We start from the raw sequence: 16352 nt of genomic DNA, 5'->3' as shown, positions 1-16352 counted from the left end.
CGGCTTCGTTCGTGAAACTAGAATAGAACGACATCGTGATGTCGAAGGACAGGTAGCAGTGACAGGTCCGATCAAGGTCGCCATCATCGGCTCGGGCCCAGCGGGCCTGAGCGCTGGTGCACGCGCGGCGGCCAAGGGCGTGAGCCATGTCGTGCTGGAGCGCGAGCCCCGCTTTGCCGAGACGATCCAGCGCTACCAGCGCGGCAAGTTCGTCATGGCGACGCCGGACATCCTGCCGTTGCGCTCCGATCTGGAATTCGCGGCGAACACCCGCGAGACGATCCTGGGGATCTGGGACCGGCAGCTCGGCGAGCAGCATATCGAGATCCGCTACGGCTCGCCGGTGCGTGCCATCAAGGGACGCCGGGGTGCCTTCACGATCGAACTGGAGCAGGGCGGGACGATCGAGGCCGAGAATGTCGTTCTGGCGATCGGCGTGCAGGGCAACATCCGCAAGCTCGCCGTGCCGGGCGCTGACCAGCCCTGGGTCCAGTACCAGCTGGACGACCCCGACGCCTACGAGGAGGAGAACATCGTCGTGGTCGGCGCCGGCGACGCCGCCATCGAGAATGCCATCGCGCTGACCGCCAAGAACAAGGTGACGATCGTCAATCGCGGCAACGAGTTCGCCAAGGCGAAGCTCGGCAACCAGACCGCCATCGAGAAAGCGGAAGCAGCCAAGGCCATTACGGTCGCCAGGAATGCACAGCCCGTCCGGATCGAAGGCAACAAGATCGTCCTGAAGGTGCCGGAAGGAGAGCGGGAGGTCCCGGTCGACCGGATCATCGCCAGACTGGGCGCCATCCCGCCCAAGGACTTCCTGGCCTCGTGCGGGGTCATGTTTCCCAAGGAGGACAGCACGGGCTTTCCGGAGCTGTCGACGACCTACGAGACGAACGTCCCGGGCCTCTATGCCATCGGTGCGCTGGCCGGCTATCCGCTGATCAAGCATTGCATGAACCAGGGCTTCGAGGTCATCGAGACGATCGCCGGCACGCCGGTGAAGCCCGCGGACGAGCCGCTGCTTGAGGAGCGGCTGCAGGGGCTGCCCGGCCGGCCATCGGTCGAGGAAGCGTTGGCGGCGATCAAGTCCGGCGTGCCCCTGTTGTCGGCACTGACGACCCTGCAGCTGCGTGAGTTCCTGCTCGACAGCGAAACGAGGGTCGCGCTCGCCGGCGAGACCATCCTCACCCACGACGCCAAGGGCGACAGCCTTTTCCTGATCCTGAGCGGTGCGGTGCGGATCGAGGTCGTCGACCGGCGCGGCCGGGACCGTACGGTCGTCCGCGGTGCCGGCGAGTTCTTTGGCGAACTTGGGCTGGTGGCCGGCCGGCGGCGCGCCGAAACCGTCCGGGCCATGGCGGACACCGTGCTGATCGAGCTATCCCGGCGCTCTGCCGTGAAGCTGCTCGCGTCGGTTGCCTCAGCCCGCGCCTATTTCGACAAGATCACGATTGTCCGCCAACTGCAGGACGACGTACTGCCGGAGCTTACCGAGGAAGATCTGGCGGGCGTCATCGAAAAGGCGACCATCGAGCGGTTGCCTGCCGGCAAGGTCCTGATCCAGGAAGGTGCCCAGGATCGGTTCGTCTTCATGATCCGCTCGGGCTCGGCGGTCGTCTCCCAAAAAGGGCCGGGCGGCGCCAGCTCGATCGTGAACTATGTGCCAAGCGGCGAGCTGGTGGGCGAGATCGCCCTGCTGCGGGACGTACCGCGGACGGCCACCATCACCACCGCCATCGAGACGGAGGTCGTGCGGCTTGACGGCGAGGAGTTCTCGCGCCTGCTCGATCTGCGACCCGACCTGCGCGAGAAGATCGAGGAAGCTGCGCAGAAGCGCCAGCTCGAGGGCGTGCGCAGCGGCCAGGACGGGGTCAAGGGCAGGCTCACCGACTTCTTCGTCGAAGAGGGGCTGGGCGAAGCCACCAACGCGCTGCTGATCGACGATTCCTTGTGCATCCGTTGCGACAATTGCGAAACCGCCTGCGCCGAGAGCCATGGCGGCATCGCCCGGATGGACCGGGATGCCGGCTCCACCTTCGCCATGATCCATATCCCGACCGCCTGCCGGCACTGCGAGCATCCGCACTGCATGACGGAGTGCCCGCCGGATGCGATCCACCGCTCGGAAGCGAACGGCGAGGTCTGGATCGACGATACCTGCATCGGCTGCGGGGCCTGCCAGCAGAACTGCCCCTATGGCGTCATCCGGCTGAGCTATGCGGCTCCCAAGAAGTCGTCCTTGCTGATGTGGCTGCTGTTCGGCCGCGGTAGCGGGCCAGGGGAGGTGAAGGCCCACGTGGAGCACGGGCACAGCGCGCGCAAGGTCGCCACCAAGTGCGACCTGTGCAAGGACATCAAGGGTGGCCCCGCCTGCGTGCGTGCATGCCCGACCGGTGCCGCGATTAGGGTGCGGCCGCACAACTACCTGCAACATTTCGGCGAAAGATCGGGCTGACGGTGAGCACGCTCGTCCAGCCCCAGCGGCACGAATCATTCCTGGTCCATCGGCGCTTCCTCTATCTCTGGATGGCGCTGATCCTGTCGGTCTCAAGCGTTGTCGCCTATGTCTGGCTCGAGCCCGTGCGGGGCAACGAGGGCGGCACCTGGCTGGGATATACGCTGGGCACGATCGCGACCCTGCTGATCGCGTGGCTGATGCTGCTGGGCCTGCGCAAGCGGATCTACAGCAAGGGGGCCTACAGCCTGAAGGCATGGGTGTCGGCCCATGTCTATCTCGGCCTCGCGACCGCCGTAATCGCCACCCTCCATGCCGCCTTCCAGGTCGGCTGGAACATCCACACGCTGGCCTACGTGCTGATGATGGTCGTGATCATCAGCGGCATCTTCGGCATCGTGGCCTATGCCCGCATCCCACGGCGGATGACCTACAACCGGCAAAGCCGCTCGCTCGCGGAGATGGCCAAGCTCTGTGCGGAAATCGACCAGGAGTGTGGCGCGATCGCCCTGCCGCTGGGCGATCGTTTCGTCGAGGCGGTCCGAATGGCCCAGCAAGAGACCCGGCTCGGCGGATCGACCTGGCGCATCCTTCGGGCGCGCGACCCAAGGGATGGAACCGAGCAGGCCCTGGCCAGGCTCCGCAAGCTCGCGACCGAAACACACGGGCCGGATGCGCGCGCCGTGTCCAGCCTCATGGTGGCGCTCGGAAGGAAGCAGTCGCTCCTGCAGACGATGCGGCGGGACCTGAGGCTGAAGGCATTGATGGACCTCTGGCTGCTGGTCCACGTGCCCTTGTCGTTCGCGCTTCTGGCGGCGCTGACCGCCCACATCGTCGTCGTCTTCTTCTACTGGGGCTGAGGGCCGCGGATGCGCTTCGAACTGTGCTTCCTCACCCGGCTCAGCGACGACGAGGTCCGCACGCGGCGGACCCTGAAGGAGGCGACCGGGCGCAGGTTGCGCGTCGGCCGCGCGCCCGAGAACGAGATCCCGCTGAAGGACCTGCGCGTCGCGGCCCATGAGGCGGACATCAACGTCCGCGACGACGACGCGGTGATCGAGGCAGTGGAGGGCCACACGCTGCTGGTGGACGGGTTCGAGACGACCCGCGCGGCGCTCACGGCCGATAACGATGTCCGGGTGGGCCCATACCGGGTCGGCCTGACCATGCCCGAGTCGCCCCAGGCGGACGTCGCGATCACGGTGGAACTGGTCGAGTTCGAGGACAGCCATGCCAGGCCGACCATCCTTGATCCCGGCAGGATCCGGATCGGGCAGGGCTTGCTCTCGCGGCGCACGCTGTCCTGGTCGCTGTTCGCCCTGGTCGCGCTGATCGCTTTCGCCCTGCCGTTCCTGTCCTATTTGTGGAAGCCCAGCCCGCTTACCCCGCTATCGGCCGAGGCACCAATGCAGGCGCCGGCCCAGCCGGTTCTCGCCAGCCTGGATACGTTCTGGTCCTCGGGCGACCTGTCGAGCTCGCACAAGTTCCTGGAGAAGAACTGCGAGGCCTGCCACGTGAAGGCTTTCGTCCGGGTGGAAGACCAGATGTGCACGATCTGCCACAAGGACATCCGCCATCACTTCGACGTCTCGATCCCGGGCCACGAGGCACTGGCACCCGGCCGCTGCGCCACATGCCATCGCGAACATCAGGGGCGGGACGGCGTCGTTCCGGTCCAGCAGCAACTCTGTGCCGACTGCCACAAGGACCTGAAGGAAAAGCTACCGGGCACGACGCTGATCAATGCCAGCGACTTCGAGGGCGACGGGCATCCCCAGTTCCGGCCGAGCGTGACGGTCGATCCGGCGACCTGTGCGGCAGAACGAATCAGCATCGGCGCCCCGAACTTCCCGAGGGAGAAGTCCAACCTGATCGGCTTCAGCCACGAGCAGCATCTGGACCAGGCGAACATCAAGGACATGGTCGGCCGCCTGGCCGGCAAGGCTTTCCCCGCGGGTGCCACCTCCTTGCAGTGCGCGGACTGCCACAAGCCGGATGCGGGCGGCGTGGGCATGACGCCGGTCTCGATGCTCGCCAACTGCCAGTCCTGTCACGTCCTGACGTTCGACCAGCGGGATCCGCAGCGGGTGCTGCCGCATGGTCAGCCCCACGAGGTGATCGCGGCGCTTTCCGACTACTACACGGCGCGTTCGTTGCGGCAGCCAGCGCCTTCCGAGCGGTTGGCGAACAACGACCCCAGGCGCCGGGCCGGCAGCCAGCAGAGCGAGAAGACGCCGATCGACCTGGGACGGCCGGTACAGAACGAGATCCAGACCGCCCTGCAGCGCGTGTTCGCCGACCCAAAGGGCACGTGCGCCCTCTGCCACGTGACCGTTCCGCCTGACCCCGCTGCCAAGACCGACTGGCAGGTCCTGCCGGTGCGGCTGCGCGCGGCATGGATGCCCAAGGGCAAGTTCGACCACGGCGCACACCGGACGACGGCCTGCGAAACCTGTCATGCCGCTCCGACGTCAAGATCGCCCGAGGACGTGCTGATGCCGGGAGTGGAAACCTGCCAGGCCTGCCATGGCGGGCAGGAAGCGTCAGCCAAGGTGCCGTCGACCTGCATCATGTGCCATGACTATCACCTGGAGGGTATGCCCAGAATGGCTGTGGCCGCGATACAAGGAGTCGATCATGCTTCGCTTCCATTAGCTTGCGGAGTGGATTGACCAGCGAAAAGCATCGCTCCTAACATCGTCTTTACAACAACTGAAAAGTGGCCCGTGGCCTTCGGCCATCCGTGCTGACGTGCAGATTTGAGGCGGGGGGATCGACGTTGCGGAACTTTGCATGCCGCTTCTTCGCCAAGGGCCTCGGTATGGCGCTGGTCCTGGCCTGCGCCGTCGGGGTTGCCGCGCCCACCAAGGCCAATCCGCGGCCGGTGAACGTTCGGCTGTCCGTGGCCGATGTCGCCCGGATCCTTCGTCAGGTCGTGGCAGAGGCGCAGGCACAGGGCGTCGGCGGTGCCACGATCGCCGTCACCGATCGCGTCGGCAACGTCCTGGCGCTCTACCAGCATGGAACACCGTCCAGCCAGCCGGTCACCCTGCGGCCGCAGCCTGGGCAGCCAGTTCCGACGCCGCGGCCGAACACGCTTCCGGTGGTCGTACCGCAATTGCAGCTGAGTGGTATCTTGCCGACGGCAGGTGTGCTGTTGGCGGCAGCCGTGTCCAAGGCCGTTACGGGTGCGTACCTGTCTTCCGGCGGCAACGCCTTCTCGACGCGTACCGCCAGCCAGATCGTCCAGGAGAATTTTGTTCCAGGCTCCCGAGGCCTGGAGGGTGGCCCATTGTTTGGGGTGCAGTTCAGCCAGCTGCCTTGCTCGGATCTCGCAGTGCGCTTTGCGACCAATGCCACGTCCAAGCCGGGGCTGGTCGATCCGACCGTTGGCCCCAAACGTACGCCGCTCGGGCTTGCGGCTGATCCCGGCGGGTTTCCGCTGTACCGCAACGGCGCGATGATCGGCGGGATCGGGGTCATCGCCGACAATAATTACGGGTATGACCGCAACATTCGCGACCGCGAGACCGGGCTCGCCAACATCGACGAGATCCTGGCGCTGGCCGGGACACGCGGCTTCGATGCGCCAATCGGCCTGCGGGCAGACCGGGTCACCGTCGATGGCCGCACGTTGCGCTACTCCGATGCGACACCAGACGATCTCCGTTCACCCGCCAATGGCGGTGCCGGCATCAGTCTCAGGAGCACAGGCTTTGCGGCCCTCCCTGGCTACAGCAACGCGACCATCGTGGCGGGCCAGGCTTTCGGCTTCCCGGGTTCCGGCATCCAGCCCGATACGAGTGGCCGCTTCGGCTCCCTTCCCGCCTATATCCTGTCCGGTGGTGCGGGCGGCAACCGCTTTCCGCCCCGGAGCGGAACCGGCGGGGCGAACGGGCTGACCGCGCAGGACGTGACCGTGATCCTGCGCGAGGCCTTGGGCGTGGCCCTGACGGCGCGCGGACAGATCCGGCGCCCGCTGAACAGCACGGCGGAGGTGACGATTTCGGTCGTCGATGCGAGTGGGAATATCCTCGGCATCGCGCGTACACCGGATGCTCCCGTGTTCGGCACCGACGTATCGCTCCAGAAGGCGCGCAGCGCCATGTTCCTGTCGAACGCCGCATCTGTCCCTGTACTCGCCAGCAAGCCGGAAGCGCAGCCGTATCTGGCAGCCCTGCGCAACTTCCTGGGCAGTGGTTTCGTACCCGGCACGAGTGCGCTTACGGCGCGTTCGATCGGGAACTTAGCTAGGCCCTTTTATCCTGATGGCGTCAACGGACGGTCAAACGGACCGTTGAGTGTACCAGAGGTAAACTTCAGCCCATTCGATACAGGGCTGCAATCGGATCTCGGCCTGGGCAATCTAGGTCAGCATGTGCTTTTCCTGGCCGGCAAGAGCACCGACACGCCCGCCGTCTGCGCAGGTTCCGGCTATGTGGCCAATGGCCTGCAGATCTTCCCGGGCGGTGAGCCGATCTACCGGAACGGGCAGCTGGTCGGTGGGATCGGTGTCTCCGGCGACGGCATCGACCAGGACGACATGATCGGGTTCCTGGGGGCCGAACGTGCGTTCCGCCTGCTGGGCCGCGGTCTCTCGCATGCCAATCCGGCCTTCCGTGCCGACCGTCTGCGTCCGCAGGGCGTCGGTTTGCGCTATGTCAGCTGCCCCTACGCCCCGTTCGTGGGCAGCGACACCCAGAACGTCTGCCGGGGTATCTGAGCATGACGAGAACAAGGCTCTTGCCACTCGTCCTGGTCGCGACGGTGGGTCTGGGCGTAGCAGCGCCAGTGTCCGCCCAAAGCGATGGCCGCTCCAGGCCGGGGCCGGTGGATCCGAGGCCGGAACCGGCACCGCCCTATGTCGATCCGGGGCAGGTGGCGCCGCCGCCATCTTCGGCCTTTCCCGACGATTTTGCGCCGGTCCCCGACCGTTGGCGCCTGCTCGAGACGCTGGGCAAGCCGGAGAACCTGTTCGACCCGTACAACCAGAACACGCTGAAGGGCGACAAGCCGATCTTCGGCGACGACTGGTTCTTGGTGCTGACCGGGATCTCCGACACGGTCATCGAGCCACGGTCCATTCCCACGCCCGTGGGCATCCAGAGCAGCAACGAGAGTGGCGAGAACGACGTCTTCGGCGGGGTCGACCAGTTCCTGTTTTCGCAGACGCTCATCGGGAGCGCCGCGCTGATCAAGGGCAACACGGCGTTCAAGCCGCAGGACCTCGAGTTCCGCCTGACCCTGGCCTACAACTACAATTATGCCGAGGCGGACGAGCTGCGCGTCCTATATGCGGATCCGGCCAATGGCGACACCCGGTCCGACGAGCATCTGGGCGTCCAGGAGGCATTCCTGGACTACCATCTGCGCAATGTGTCCGAGCGCTACGACTTCGACAGCATGCGCGTCGGCATCCAGCCGTTCATCTCGGATTTCCGCGGCTTCCTGTTCCAGGACAACCAGCTGGGCGTGCGGTTCTTCGGCAACCGGAACAATAACCTGTTCCAGTACAATTTCGGGTGGTTCCGGCGGATCGAGAAGGAGATCAACTCCGGCCTGAACGACCTGTCCGAGGACATCCGGGACGACGACATCTTCCTGGCGAACCTGTACGCGCAGGACTTCCCGGTGCTCGGGTTCACGTCCCAGGGCATCATCGCCTACAACCGCAACCGCGACGATCCGCTGGTCGATACGAACGGGTTCCCGGCAAGGCCCGCGGAACTCGGCTTCGCGGAGGAACGCGAGTACGACGTCACCTATCTGGGCTTGAACGGCGACGGCCATTTCGGCCGGTTCAACCTGACGACGTCCGCCTATCTGGCCCTGGGCGAGAACCGCAACGCGCCGCTCTCCGACCTGGAAAGCGATGTGGCGGCGTTCATGCTGGCCGCCGAACCATCGATCGACTTCGACTGGATCCGCCTGCGCGGCTCGCTCTTCTACGCGTCCGGCGACGACGATCCCTATGACGACAAGGAAACCGGCTTCGACGCGATCTTCGAGAACCCGCAGTTCGCCGGTGCGGACACCAGCTACTGGATCCGCCAGAGCATCCCGCTCATCGGCGGCGGCTTCGTCGGCCTGTCCGGCCGCAATGGGCTCCTGCCGTCCCTGCGGCCTTCCAAGGAACAGGGCCAGTCGAACTTCACCAACCCGGGCCTGACCCTGGCGGGCGTGGGTGCCGACTTCGACATCACGCCCGAGCTTCGTGTGTCGAGTAACGTCAACTATCTCCGGTTCAACGATACGAGCTCCCTGGAAGCGCTTCGCCAGCAGGGGGAGATCGACGAGGAAATCGGCTGGGACGTGTCCGCCGCGGCGATCTGGCGGCCATTCCTGAACCAGAATGTCGTGCTCAGGCTGTCGGGCGCGATGCTGTTCGCCGGCGACGGCTTCAAGCAACTCTATGGCGCGCAGGACGATGAGGACGTCTTCTACTCCGTGCTCGCCAACGTCGTCCTGACTTACTGAGGAACGCGGGATGCTGCGGTGGACATTGACCATCCTCGGTGTTCTGGCCCTCTATCCGATGGCTGCGGTCCAGGCCGCCTCGGAGTCGGAAGCGCCAAGGGACATCGTCTACACGCCAGCTCCGCCAGCTCCTGCCGCGCAGACGCCCGAGGAAGCTCACGCCAAGTCCGTCGGCTGCGTGTCCTGCCATACGGCTTCCGACCAGAAGACGATGCATGCCAGCAAGGCGGTCGTGCTTGGTTGCACCGACTGTCATGGCGGCGACGCAACGGTTGCGGTCACGCCGGTGCTGCAGAAGACGGATGCGGATTATCGCAAGGCCATGGACTCGGCCCATGTCCAGCCGCGCTTCCCGGCGACCTGGAATTATCCGGCCTCGGCCAACCCGGAACGTACCTACACGCTGCTCAACCGCGAGTCGCCCGAGTTCATCCGCTTCGTGAACCCGTCGGACTATCGGATCGCGCGTGAAGCCTGCGGCGCCTGCCACCTCCCGGTCATTCAGGCAGCCGAACGCAGCCTGATGGCCACCGGTGCTATGCTCTGGGGCGGAGCCGCCTACAATAACGGCATCCTGCCCTACAAACGCTACATCACCGGCGAGGCCTACACGCGGGACGGGCTGCCGGCGAAGGTCGAGAGCGTGGTGCCGGTCGACGCGAAGATGAAGGCGCGCGGTGCCCTGGAAGTACTCTACCCGCTGCCGGCCTGGGAGGTCGTCCCGGTCGCAGACAGCTTCCGGGTGTTCGAGCATGGTGGCCGGAACATCATTACCCAGTTCGCCGAGGTCGGCCTGCCCAACGTCACCGGCCAGATCCAGCGGCTGGACGAGCCTGGCCGGCCCGACATCCGGCAGTCGAACCGCGGCCCCGGCACCGGCCTGCGGATCTCGGTACCAGTGCTCAACATTCACAAGACCCGCCTGAACGACCCGTTCACCTGGTTCCTTGGCACCAACGACCAGCCGGGCGACTACCGCACGTCGGGCTGCGGCTCCTGCCATGTCGTCTACGCCAACGATCGCGACCCCAGGCATTCCTCGGTCTATGCCAAGTTCGGCCATGCCGGCCGGACGGCGACGGCCGATCCGACGATCTCCAAGGACGAGCGCGGCCATCCGATCGCCCATCAGTTCACCCGGGCGATCCCCACCAGCCAGTGCATGATCTGCCACATGCACCAGCCCAACATGTTCGTGAATACGTTCCTCGGCTACACGATGTGGGATTACGAGAGCGACGCTCCGCTCATGTGGCCGAAGGAGCAGAAGGAAGCCTCGATCGCCGAGCAGCGGGCGATGCTCGATCGCAACCCGGAAGGTGCGGTAGTGCGCGGGCTTTGGGGCGACACGAAGTTCCTCGAAAACGTGTGGACCGACATCAACCCGAAGACCAAGGATACGAAGTTCGCCGACTACCATGGTCACGGCTGGAACTTCCGCGCCGTCTTCAAGCGCGACCGGAAGGGCAACCTGCTCGACAAGGACGGCAAGCTCATCCCGAACGACGCACCCGACAAGTTCGACCGGACCGTGCACATGTCGTCGATCCACGTGGATGTCGGCATGCAGTGCGTCGACTGCCATTTCGCGCAGGACAACCATGGCAACGGGATCCTGCATGGGCAGGTGGCCGATGCCGTGGAGATCGGCTGCAAGGACTGCCATGGGACGGCGAAGGCCTACCCCACCCTGCGCACGAGCAACGTCGCATCGGTGCCGGGTGGGAGAGACCTTTCGCTGATCCGCAATCCGGACGGCCGCAGGCGGTTCGAGTGGCGGGATGGCGCGCTCTACCAGCGCTCCGTCCTGGACCCGAAGCTCGAATGGAAGATGTCCCTGGTCAAGGACACGGTCGATCCCAAGAAGCCGGACTACAACCCCAAGGCGGCACGCGCCAAGCTGATGAGCAAGGGGACATCCATGCTCTGGGGCACGGGCGTGAAGCCGAACGACCTCGCCCACCAGGACGAGGAGGTGGCCTGCTTCACCTGCCACACGTCCTGGACCACGGCCTGTGCCGGCTGCCACCTGCCGGTGGAGGCAAACTGGAAGACGGCGCGACACCACTTCCAGGGCGGCGAGACGCGCAACTATGCGAGCTACAACCCCCAGGTAGCTCGGGACGACATGTTCCAGTTGGGCAAGCACCAATCCAGCAAGGGGAACATCACGGCACCAGTGCGCTCGTCCTCGGCCCTCGTGCTGTCGTCGACCAACGTCAACCGCGAACGGATCTACGCGCAGCAGCCGCCGATCGCCGCGTCCGGCTATTCGAGCCAGGCCTTCGCGCCTCACTATCCGCATACGGAGCGGAAAACCGAGACCAAGACCTGCACGGACTGCCATCTCTCGGTCGGCAACGACAACAACGCCATCATGGCCCAGCTCCTGCTGCTCGGAACCAACTTCGTGAACTTCGTCGGGCTCAATGCCTATGTCGGCGAGGTCGGCGGTCTCGAGGCCGTCCGCGTGACCGAGTGGGACGAGCCACAGGCGGTCATCGGCTCCTATCTGCACAAGCACGCCTATCCTGCGAACTTCGCGCAGCATTTGGCCAAGGGCCGAAAGCTCGACTACGAGATCCATGGCCAGACCGAGGGCGGGGCGTTGACGGGCTGCCTGCAGCTGCGTGGCGAGTATCTCCTGGCCGCCCAGGGTGCCGCAGGCACGACGGCCTACGATGTCGCGAGCATCGCCAACAAGGGCATCTCCGACCGGATCCTGAGGGCACCGGTCTCGCCACTCGGCCAGAGCCTGCACATCGATTCGGCGAACGCGACCTGCGTAGCGTTCCCGACCAACCAGCCGGTCCAGCCGCTGCGCAACGAGGGCGACCTCATGCGCGTCGAGAACCAGGAGCAGCCCTTCCATCTTCTGTATCGCTATGCGTTCATCACGGATGCGGAAGAGGGCCTGATCGCAACCGAGGTGGACACGCTCCACGACAACGAGCCGCGCAACAATTTCCTGCAGCGGGCGCTGACCTGGAACGACGGAGGCGTGCTCGACGGTGCCAGGCACATCACGATCGCCGGAACAGTCTTCTACATCGCGGCAGATGCCGGCGTTGTCGTGCTCGACATGGACAAGCCGCTTGAGCCCAAGCTGGTCGCCGTCATTCCGCTGGAGGACGTGCGCTCGACGGCGGTGCAGTTCCGCTATCTGTTCGCCGTGACGAAGCGTGGGATGCAGACGATCGACGTGACCCTGCCGACGTCGCCCAGGCTGGTCGAGGGCGCGCTCGTCCCGCTTGAAGATGCTCATCGTGTCTATGTCGCCCGCACCTACGCCTACGTGGCGGCCGGACCGGAAGGGCTCGTGATCGTCGATATCGAGAAGCCGGAGAAGCCGACCGTCTACCAGCGCTTCGATGCGGATGGCACGATGACGGATGCCCGTGACATCGTCGTCGGCAGCACCAACGCCTCCCTGTTCGGCTATGTCGCCGACGGGACCAACGGACTGAAGGTGCTGCAGCTGACGTCACCCGAAAGCCAGCCCAACTTTTACGGGTTCAGCCCTGCACCGAAGCCCGAGTTGATCGCGACCTACGCGACACGTGGACCGGCCCTGGCGCTGTCGAGGGGCCTGGAGCGGGATCGGGCCGTGGACGAGACGGGCCACCAGATGGCAGTCTTCGGCAGGCTTGGTTCCCGTCCGTTCAACCTGACCGAGATGCGCGAACTCTTCCTCGACGAGGCGATGAAGCCCTGGTTCGTGACTGATGACGTGCGGATGCAGGATCGGCGCTGAATCATGGGCTGCTCGTAGCGGGAAGGCTGGATGATGGAAGACTTGCTGCGACAGATGTCAGTCTACGGGGATCTCCTGTTGCCGATCGGGCTGGGAGGCTTGGCGCTGCTGTTCTTCATTCTCTGGATCACCAAGAAAGGTGGCGACGGCTCCTCGAAAGAACTTCAGGCGCGTCTGCGCAAGGCCGAGAACGATGCCCGGCTGGTTCGGGGCGATCTCGTCCACGCGAACAAGGAACTTGAGCGCTACAAGTCGCTAGCCAAGGGCGAGGTGCCCGCCGAGACGGAAGCCCTGAAGCGCAGGCTGGCAGACACGGAGAGCGGCCTCCAGGCAAGGCTCCAGGCGCAGGCCGACGAGCACGCCCAGAAGGTCACGGCGTTGCAGACGGAGATCGGTCGCCTGAAGTCCGAACTCTTCGGGCGCACCCAGATCGCCCCGTCTACCCAGGCCCTCCGCGACAACCTCAGGGAATTGACCGAACAGCTGACGGTTGCGCGCGCGAGCCTCGCGGAGATGGAGGAGAAGCATGCGCGCGAGCAGCGGACCGCCTTGGCGACAGCGCGCGCAGCGATGGCAGCAGCGCTGACGATGGCCGCGGCCCGCCTCGATCCCGCGGCGCGAGCACTCTCGCTGGATGCACTGACCGATCCGAGCGCACCGGATGACGGGGTCCGTTTCCCCTATCTCAGCGAGATTGAAGGGATCTCTCCTGGGCAACGCTATTTCTTGCCCTTCGCGACCTGCATGATCGGCCGGGCGCGGGACTGCTTCGTACGGCTCGACGATCCGATGGTGTCCCGCCAGCACGTTCAGCTGCAGTTCGATGGGCGCGACCTCCGCGCCATGAGATCGCCTGGCGCGCGCAATGAACTGATCGTGAACAGCGAGCCCGTCGAGGCTGCCAGCCTGCGTTTCGGTGACGTCCTCACGCTGGGAAGCACCAAGCTGCGGCTGGATGCCGAAGGCATCGACGGCCTGCGGGCGATGGTCGCGATGGCACCCAGCTTCGCTGCCGCGCTGGAAGCACTCTCCCAGGCGCTGGCGCAGGATCCAGCCCTGGCGGACGAGGCACGAACCGTTCGTGCCTCGCTGCAGCGTGTCTCGGCAGCGTCGCCCTGACGGGTGCTGGCGACGTGACACGCGTCACATCGACGAAGATTGAACCCGTCAGGGCGCGGCGGTAATTTTCAAGCCGTAGGAAAGGCCATGCCGCCTGGTGCGGAGATGGCGGTCGAGTGAGGATACCATGGTCGAGAAGCGTATCGTCCTGTCAATTTCGGCAGCGTTACTGTTCGCAACTGTCTCCTCGTCCTCGGTCCATGCAGCCGACGATGCATTGAGTGCGGACGTGCTGAGAGGAGCACTGCTCGGAACGGCTACTCCGGCCGTGGCGGTGCCGAAGACGCGGGGCATCCAGGCCGGCGGCGAGGATGCCGGCAATTGCAGTGCCGGCATCTGCCGCGACATCAAGATCGAGTTCGCCAACAACAAGTACACGCTTTCGAAGAAGGCCAAGAACAACCTCAACACGCTGGCCACGGTGCTCAAGGAAGCCGAGGGCACTGGCCTGAAGTTCGAGATCTCCGGCCATACCAACGCCCGTGGAAAGCCGGAATACAATGACTGGCTTTCCCAGAAGCGTGCGGAAGCTGTCACAGCCTATCTGGTCAAGGACAAGGGCATCCCGAGCTCGATGCTGGAGCCGGTCGGCGAGGGCTCCCGCGATCCCCTGCCGGGGGTCGATCCGAAGGACGGCAGGAACCGCCGGGTGCAGGTCGAGCGGGTCAATTGAGGGTGGATGGGTCCCGGCGAGGACAGGCTCTGCGGCCCGGGTCGGCTTGACCAGCGACGAGGTCCCATGCATGGAAGCCTCGCTCGCAGCCAGGGATTCGACCCGGATGTGCGGCGCTTGGCGTCGTCGGGTCCACTGGTTGCCTGACGCTGCCACCCTTCAAGGATGATGGCCAGCTGCGTGACGAATCTCTTGATGACGAAGGCTCCGCGCACAGCGCCGTTGCTTCGGGCGCTTTTGGCGGCCCGACCGTGATACGGAGCGGCGCGCGGCTCGCATGGTAGATCCCGTGTTCGTGATCCTGGCCATCCTGCTGGTGGGCATGGCGGTCGCCTTCCTGATCTGGCCGATCTGGTCGTCGGCGGATATCGCCGACCGCAACGCCTACGACCTCTCGGTCTACAAGGACCAGCTCGCCGAGGTCGATCGCGACCTGGCACGTGGTCTGATCCTCCCGGACCAGGCCGAGGCCGCCAGGATCGAGATTCGTCGACGCATGCTGCGGGCTGGCGGCAAGGAGAAGGTGGCTCCGTCCCACCGCCCGCGACGGAGCAGGCGCCTCCTTTTCGTCGCGGCACTGGCCGTGCCCTCTGTCGCGCTCCTGGTGTATCTCTCGCTCGGGGAGCCGGGCTTGCCGTCGCTGCCGTTTGCGGCACGACCTGCTCCAGTGCAGGCCGAAGGGGGCCAGCCGGATATCGCCCGCATGGTGGCCTCGCTGGAGGAACGACTGGCCCGCGAGCCAGGTGATCTCGACGGGTGGCTGCTGCTTGGTCGATCCCGCGCCGTACTGGGTCAGGTCGACGGATCGATCGAGGCCTATCGCCGGGCCCGGGAGCTGGCACCAGAGGATGATCGTGCGCGCGTAGGCATGGCCGATGCGCTTACCACGGCAGCCGGGGGGGTGGTGACGCCGGATGCCAGGGCCCTGTTCGAGCAGTCGCTGGCTGCGGCTGGCAGCGAGGAGGCCGCCGACCCGGGCGTGCTTTTCTATCTGGGGCTGGCCGACGCCCAGGCTGGCGATCTTGCCGGCGCAATCCAGCGCTGGAGCCGTCTGCTGGCGCGTGCGCCGGCGGATGCGCCCTGGCGGGCACAGCTGATGGAATCGATCGAGCGCGCTTCCGCCCAATCCGGTATCGAACCTCCAGCCCAGCCCGACGCGGCAGGCCCGACGGCATCCGGGCCGAGCGCGGCCGATGTCCAGGCGATGGCAGCGCTCTCGCCCGAGGAGCGAAACGAACGCATCCGCTCCATGGTCGATGGTCTCGATGCGCGCCTGCAGGACGACCCGAACGACCTGGAGGGCTGGCTGCGGCTCGGGCGGGCGCGGATGGTGCTGGGCGAGAAGGATCGGGCGGCCGCTGCCTTCGAGCAGGCTTCACGCCTACGCCCGGACGATCCGCAGATCCTGGCCGATCTGGGCGACGCCTTGATGACCGATCTGGATGAGGCCAGCGGGCTTCCGCTGGTGGGACCGAAGGCAAGGACCGTGTTCGAGCGCATGGCGGCGCTGGCACCCGATGACCCGCGGCCGCCATGGTTCCTGGGCCTGGCCGCGGCCCAGGCAGGCGATCGGGCCAAGGCGGCCTCCTATTGGCAGTCGCTGCTCGATCGACTACCGGCCGATCATCCGGACCGGGCCGCCATCGAGGAGCTGAAGCAGGCCGTCGACGTGCCGCGTTGAGGACAAGCGCGATCCTCTGATCGCCGAGGAGAAGACCGGCTACACCCAGTTCCCGATCAGCAGGAAGGGCGCCCAGTAGAAGGGGTGGCGGGTGGCGGGGTCCTGGATCAGCGGCAGCTGGGCCTGGCGGAGTGCTTCGGCCTTGTTGGTGCCTGGGTTGAGCAGGCCCTCGTAGAACTTCGGGATCATC

At 65.8% G+C, this 16352-nt stretch carries 10 protein-coding genes; 9 read left to right on the top strand and 1 reads right to left on the bottom strand.

Features of this window, described 5'->3' with window-relative positions; genetic code table 11:
• Positions 1 to 58: 58 nt before the first annotated feature.
• From VHL31_RS08920 to ccmI, 9 genes are all read left to right on the top strand, one after another.
• A complete protein-coding gene (locus VHL31_RS08920; protein ID WP_329660860.1) occupies positions 59 to 2458 on the top strand; it encodes a cyclic nucleotide-binding domain-containing protein in 2400 nt (799 codons plus the stop codon).
• 2 nt (positions 2459 to 2460) lie between these two features.
• Positions 2461 to 3318 carry a hypothetical protein gene (locus tag VHL31_RS08915; protein WP_329660859.1) on the top strand — a complete coding sequence of 286 codons (858 nt, stop codon included), beginning with the start codon at positions 2461 to 2463 and terminating at the stop codon, positions 3316 to 3318.
• A gap of 9 nt (positions 3319 to 3327) precedes the next feature.
• On the top strand, positions 3328 to 5130 hold the full coding sequence (locus tag VHL31_RS08910; protein WP_329660858.1) for a hypothetical protein: 1803 nt from the start codon (positions 3328 to 3330) through the stop codon (positions 5128 to 5130).
• A 107-nt stretch (positions 5131 to 5237) separates the two neighbouring features.
• Positions 5238 to 7181 carry a heme-binding protein gene (locus VHL31_RS08905; protein ID WP_329660857.1) on the top strand — a complete coding sequence of 648 codons (1944 nt, stop codon included), beginning with the start codon at positions 5238 to 5240 and terminating at the stop codon, positions 7179 to 7181.
• A 2-nt stretch (positions 7182 to 7183) separates the two neighbouring features.
• Positions 7184 to 8935 (top strand): hypothetical protein, encoded by a 1752-nt coding sequence (locus tag VHL31_RS08900; RefSeq protein WP_329660856.1) that lies wholly within the window; start codon positions 7184 to 7186, stop codon positions 8933 to 8935.
• A 10-nt stretch (positions 8936 to 8945) separates the two neighbouring features.
• Positions 8946 to 12689 carry a multiheme c-type cytochrome gene (locus VHL31_RS08895; RefSeq protein ID WP_329660855.1) on the top strand — a complete coding sequence of 1248 codons (3744 nt, stop codon included), beginning with the start codon at positions 8946 to 8948 and terminating at the stop codon, positions 12687 to 12689.
• 30 nt (positions 12690 to 12719) lie between these two features.
• Positions 12720 to 13808, top strand: coding sequence for an FHA domain-containing protein (locus VHL31_RS08890; RefSeq protein ID WP_329660854.1), 1089 nt, complete (start codon positions 12720 to 12722; stop codon positions 13806 to 13808).
• A 127-nt stretch (positions 13809 to 13935) separates the two neighbouring features.
• Positions 13936 to 14481 carry an OmpA family protein gene (locus VHL31_RS08885; RefSeq protein ID WP_329660853.1) on the top strand — a complete coding sequence of 182 codons (546 nt, stop codon included), beginning with the start codon at positions 13936 to 13938 and terminating at the stop codon, positions 14479 to 14481.
• A 277-nt stretch (positions 14482 to 14758) separates the two neighbouring features.
• The gene (ccmI, locus tag VHL31_RS08880; RefSeq protein WP_329660852.1) at positions 14759 to 16162 is read left to right on the top strand and encodes a c-type cytochrome biogenesis protein CcmI; all 1404 of its coding nucleotides are present in this window, start codon (positions 14759 to 14761) and stop codon (positions 16160 to 16162) included.
• A 39-nt stretch (positions 16163 to 16201) separates the two neighbouring features.
• Here ccmI and VHL31_RS26625 read toward each other — a convergent pair whose 3' ends face one another.
• Positions 16202 to 16351, bottom strand: a complete 150-nt coding sequence (locus VHL31_RS26625) for a CHAT domain-containing protein (protein WP_349262399.1) — start codon at positions 16349 to 16351, stop codon at positions 16202 to 16204.
• Position 16352 lies beyond the last annotated feature (1 nt).

Source organism: Geminicoccus sp., assembly GCF_036263595.1.
Taxonomy (GTDB): Bacteria; Pseudomonadota; Alphaproteobacteria; order Geminicoccales; family Geminicoccaceae; genus Geminicoccus.
Note: the sequence above shows the minus strand (reverse complement) of the source record. Positions and strands in the feature narration are given on the sequence as shown.

What these genes read in the sequence shown, in the direction of transcription:
- VHL31_RS08910 (WP_329660858.1), top strand. Translation starts at nt 3,328, where the DNA reads ATGCGCTTCGAACTGTGCTTCCTCACCCGGCTCAGCGACGACGAGGTC.
- VHL31_RS08895 (WP_329660855.1), top strand. Translation starts at nt 8,946, where the DNA reads ATGCTGCGGTGGACATTGACCATCCTCGGTGTTCTGGCCCTCTATCCG.
- ccmI (WP_329660852.1), top strand. Translation starts at nt 14,759, where the DNA reads ATGGTAGATCCCGTGTTCGTGATCCTGGCCATCCTGCTGGTGGGCATG.
- VHL31_RS08885 (WP_329660853.1), top strand. Translation starts at nt 13,936, where the DNA reads ATGGTCGAGAAGCGTATCGTCCTGTCAATTTCGGCAGCGTTACTGTTC.
- VHL31_RS08890 (WP_329660854.1), top strand. Translation starts at nt 12,720, where the DNA reads ATGATGGAAGACTTGCTGCGACAGATGTCAGTCTACGGGGATCTCCTG.
- VHL31_RS26625 (WP_349262399.1), bottom strand. Translation starts at nt 16,351, where the DNA reads ATGATCCCGAAGTTCTACGAGGGCCTGCTCAACCCAGGCACCAACAAG.
- VHL31_RS08900 (WP_329660856.1), top strand. Translation starts at nt 7,184, where the DNA reads ATGACGAGAACAAGGCTCTTGCCACTCGTCCTGGTCGCGACGGTGGGT.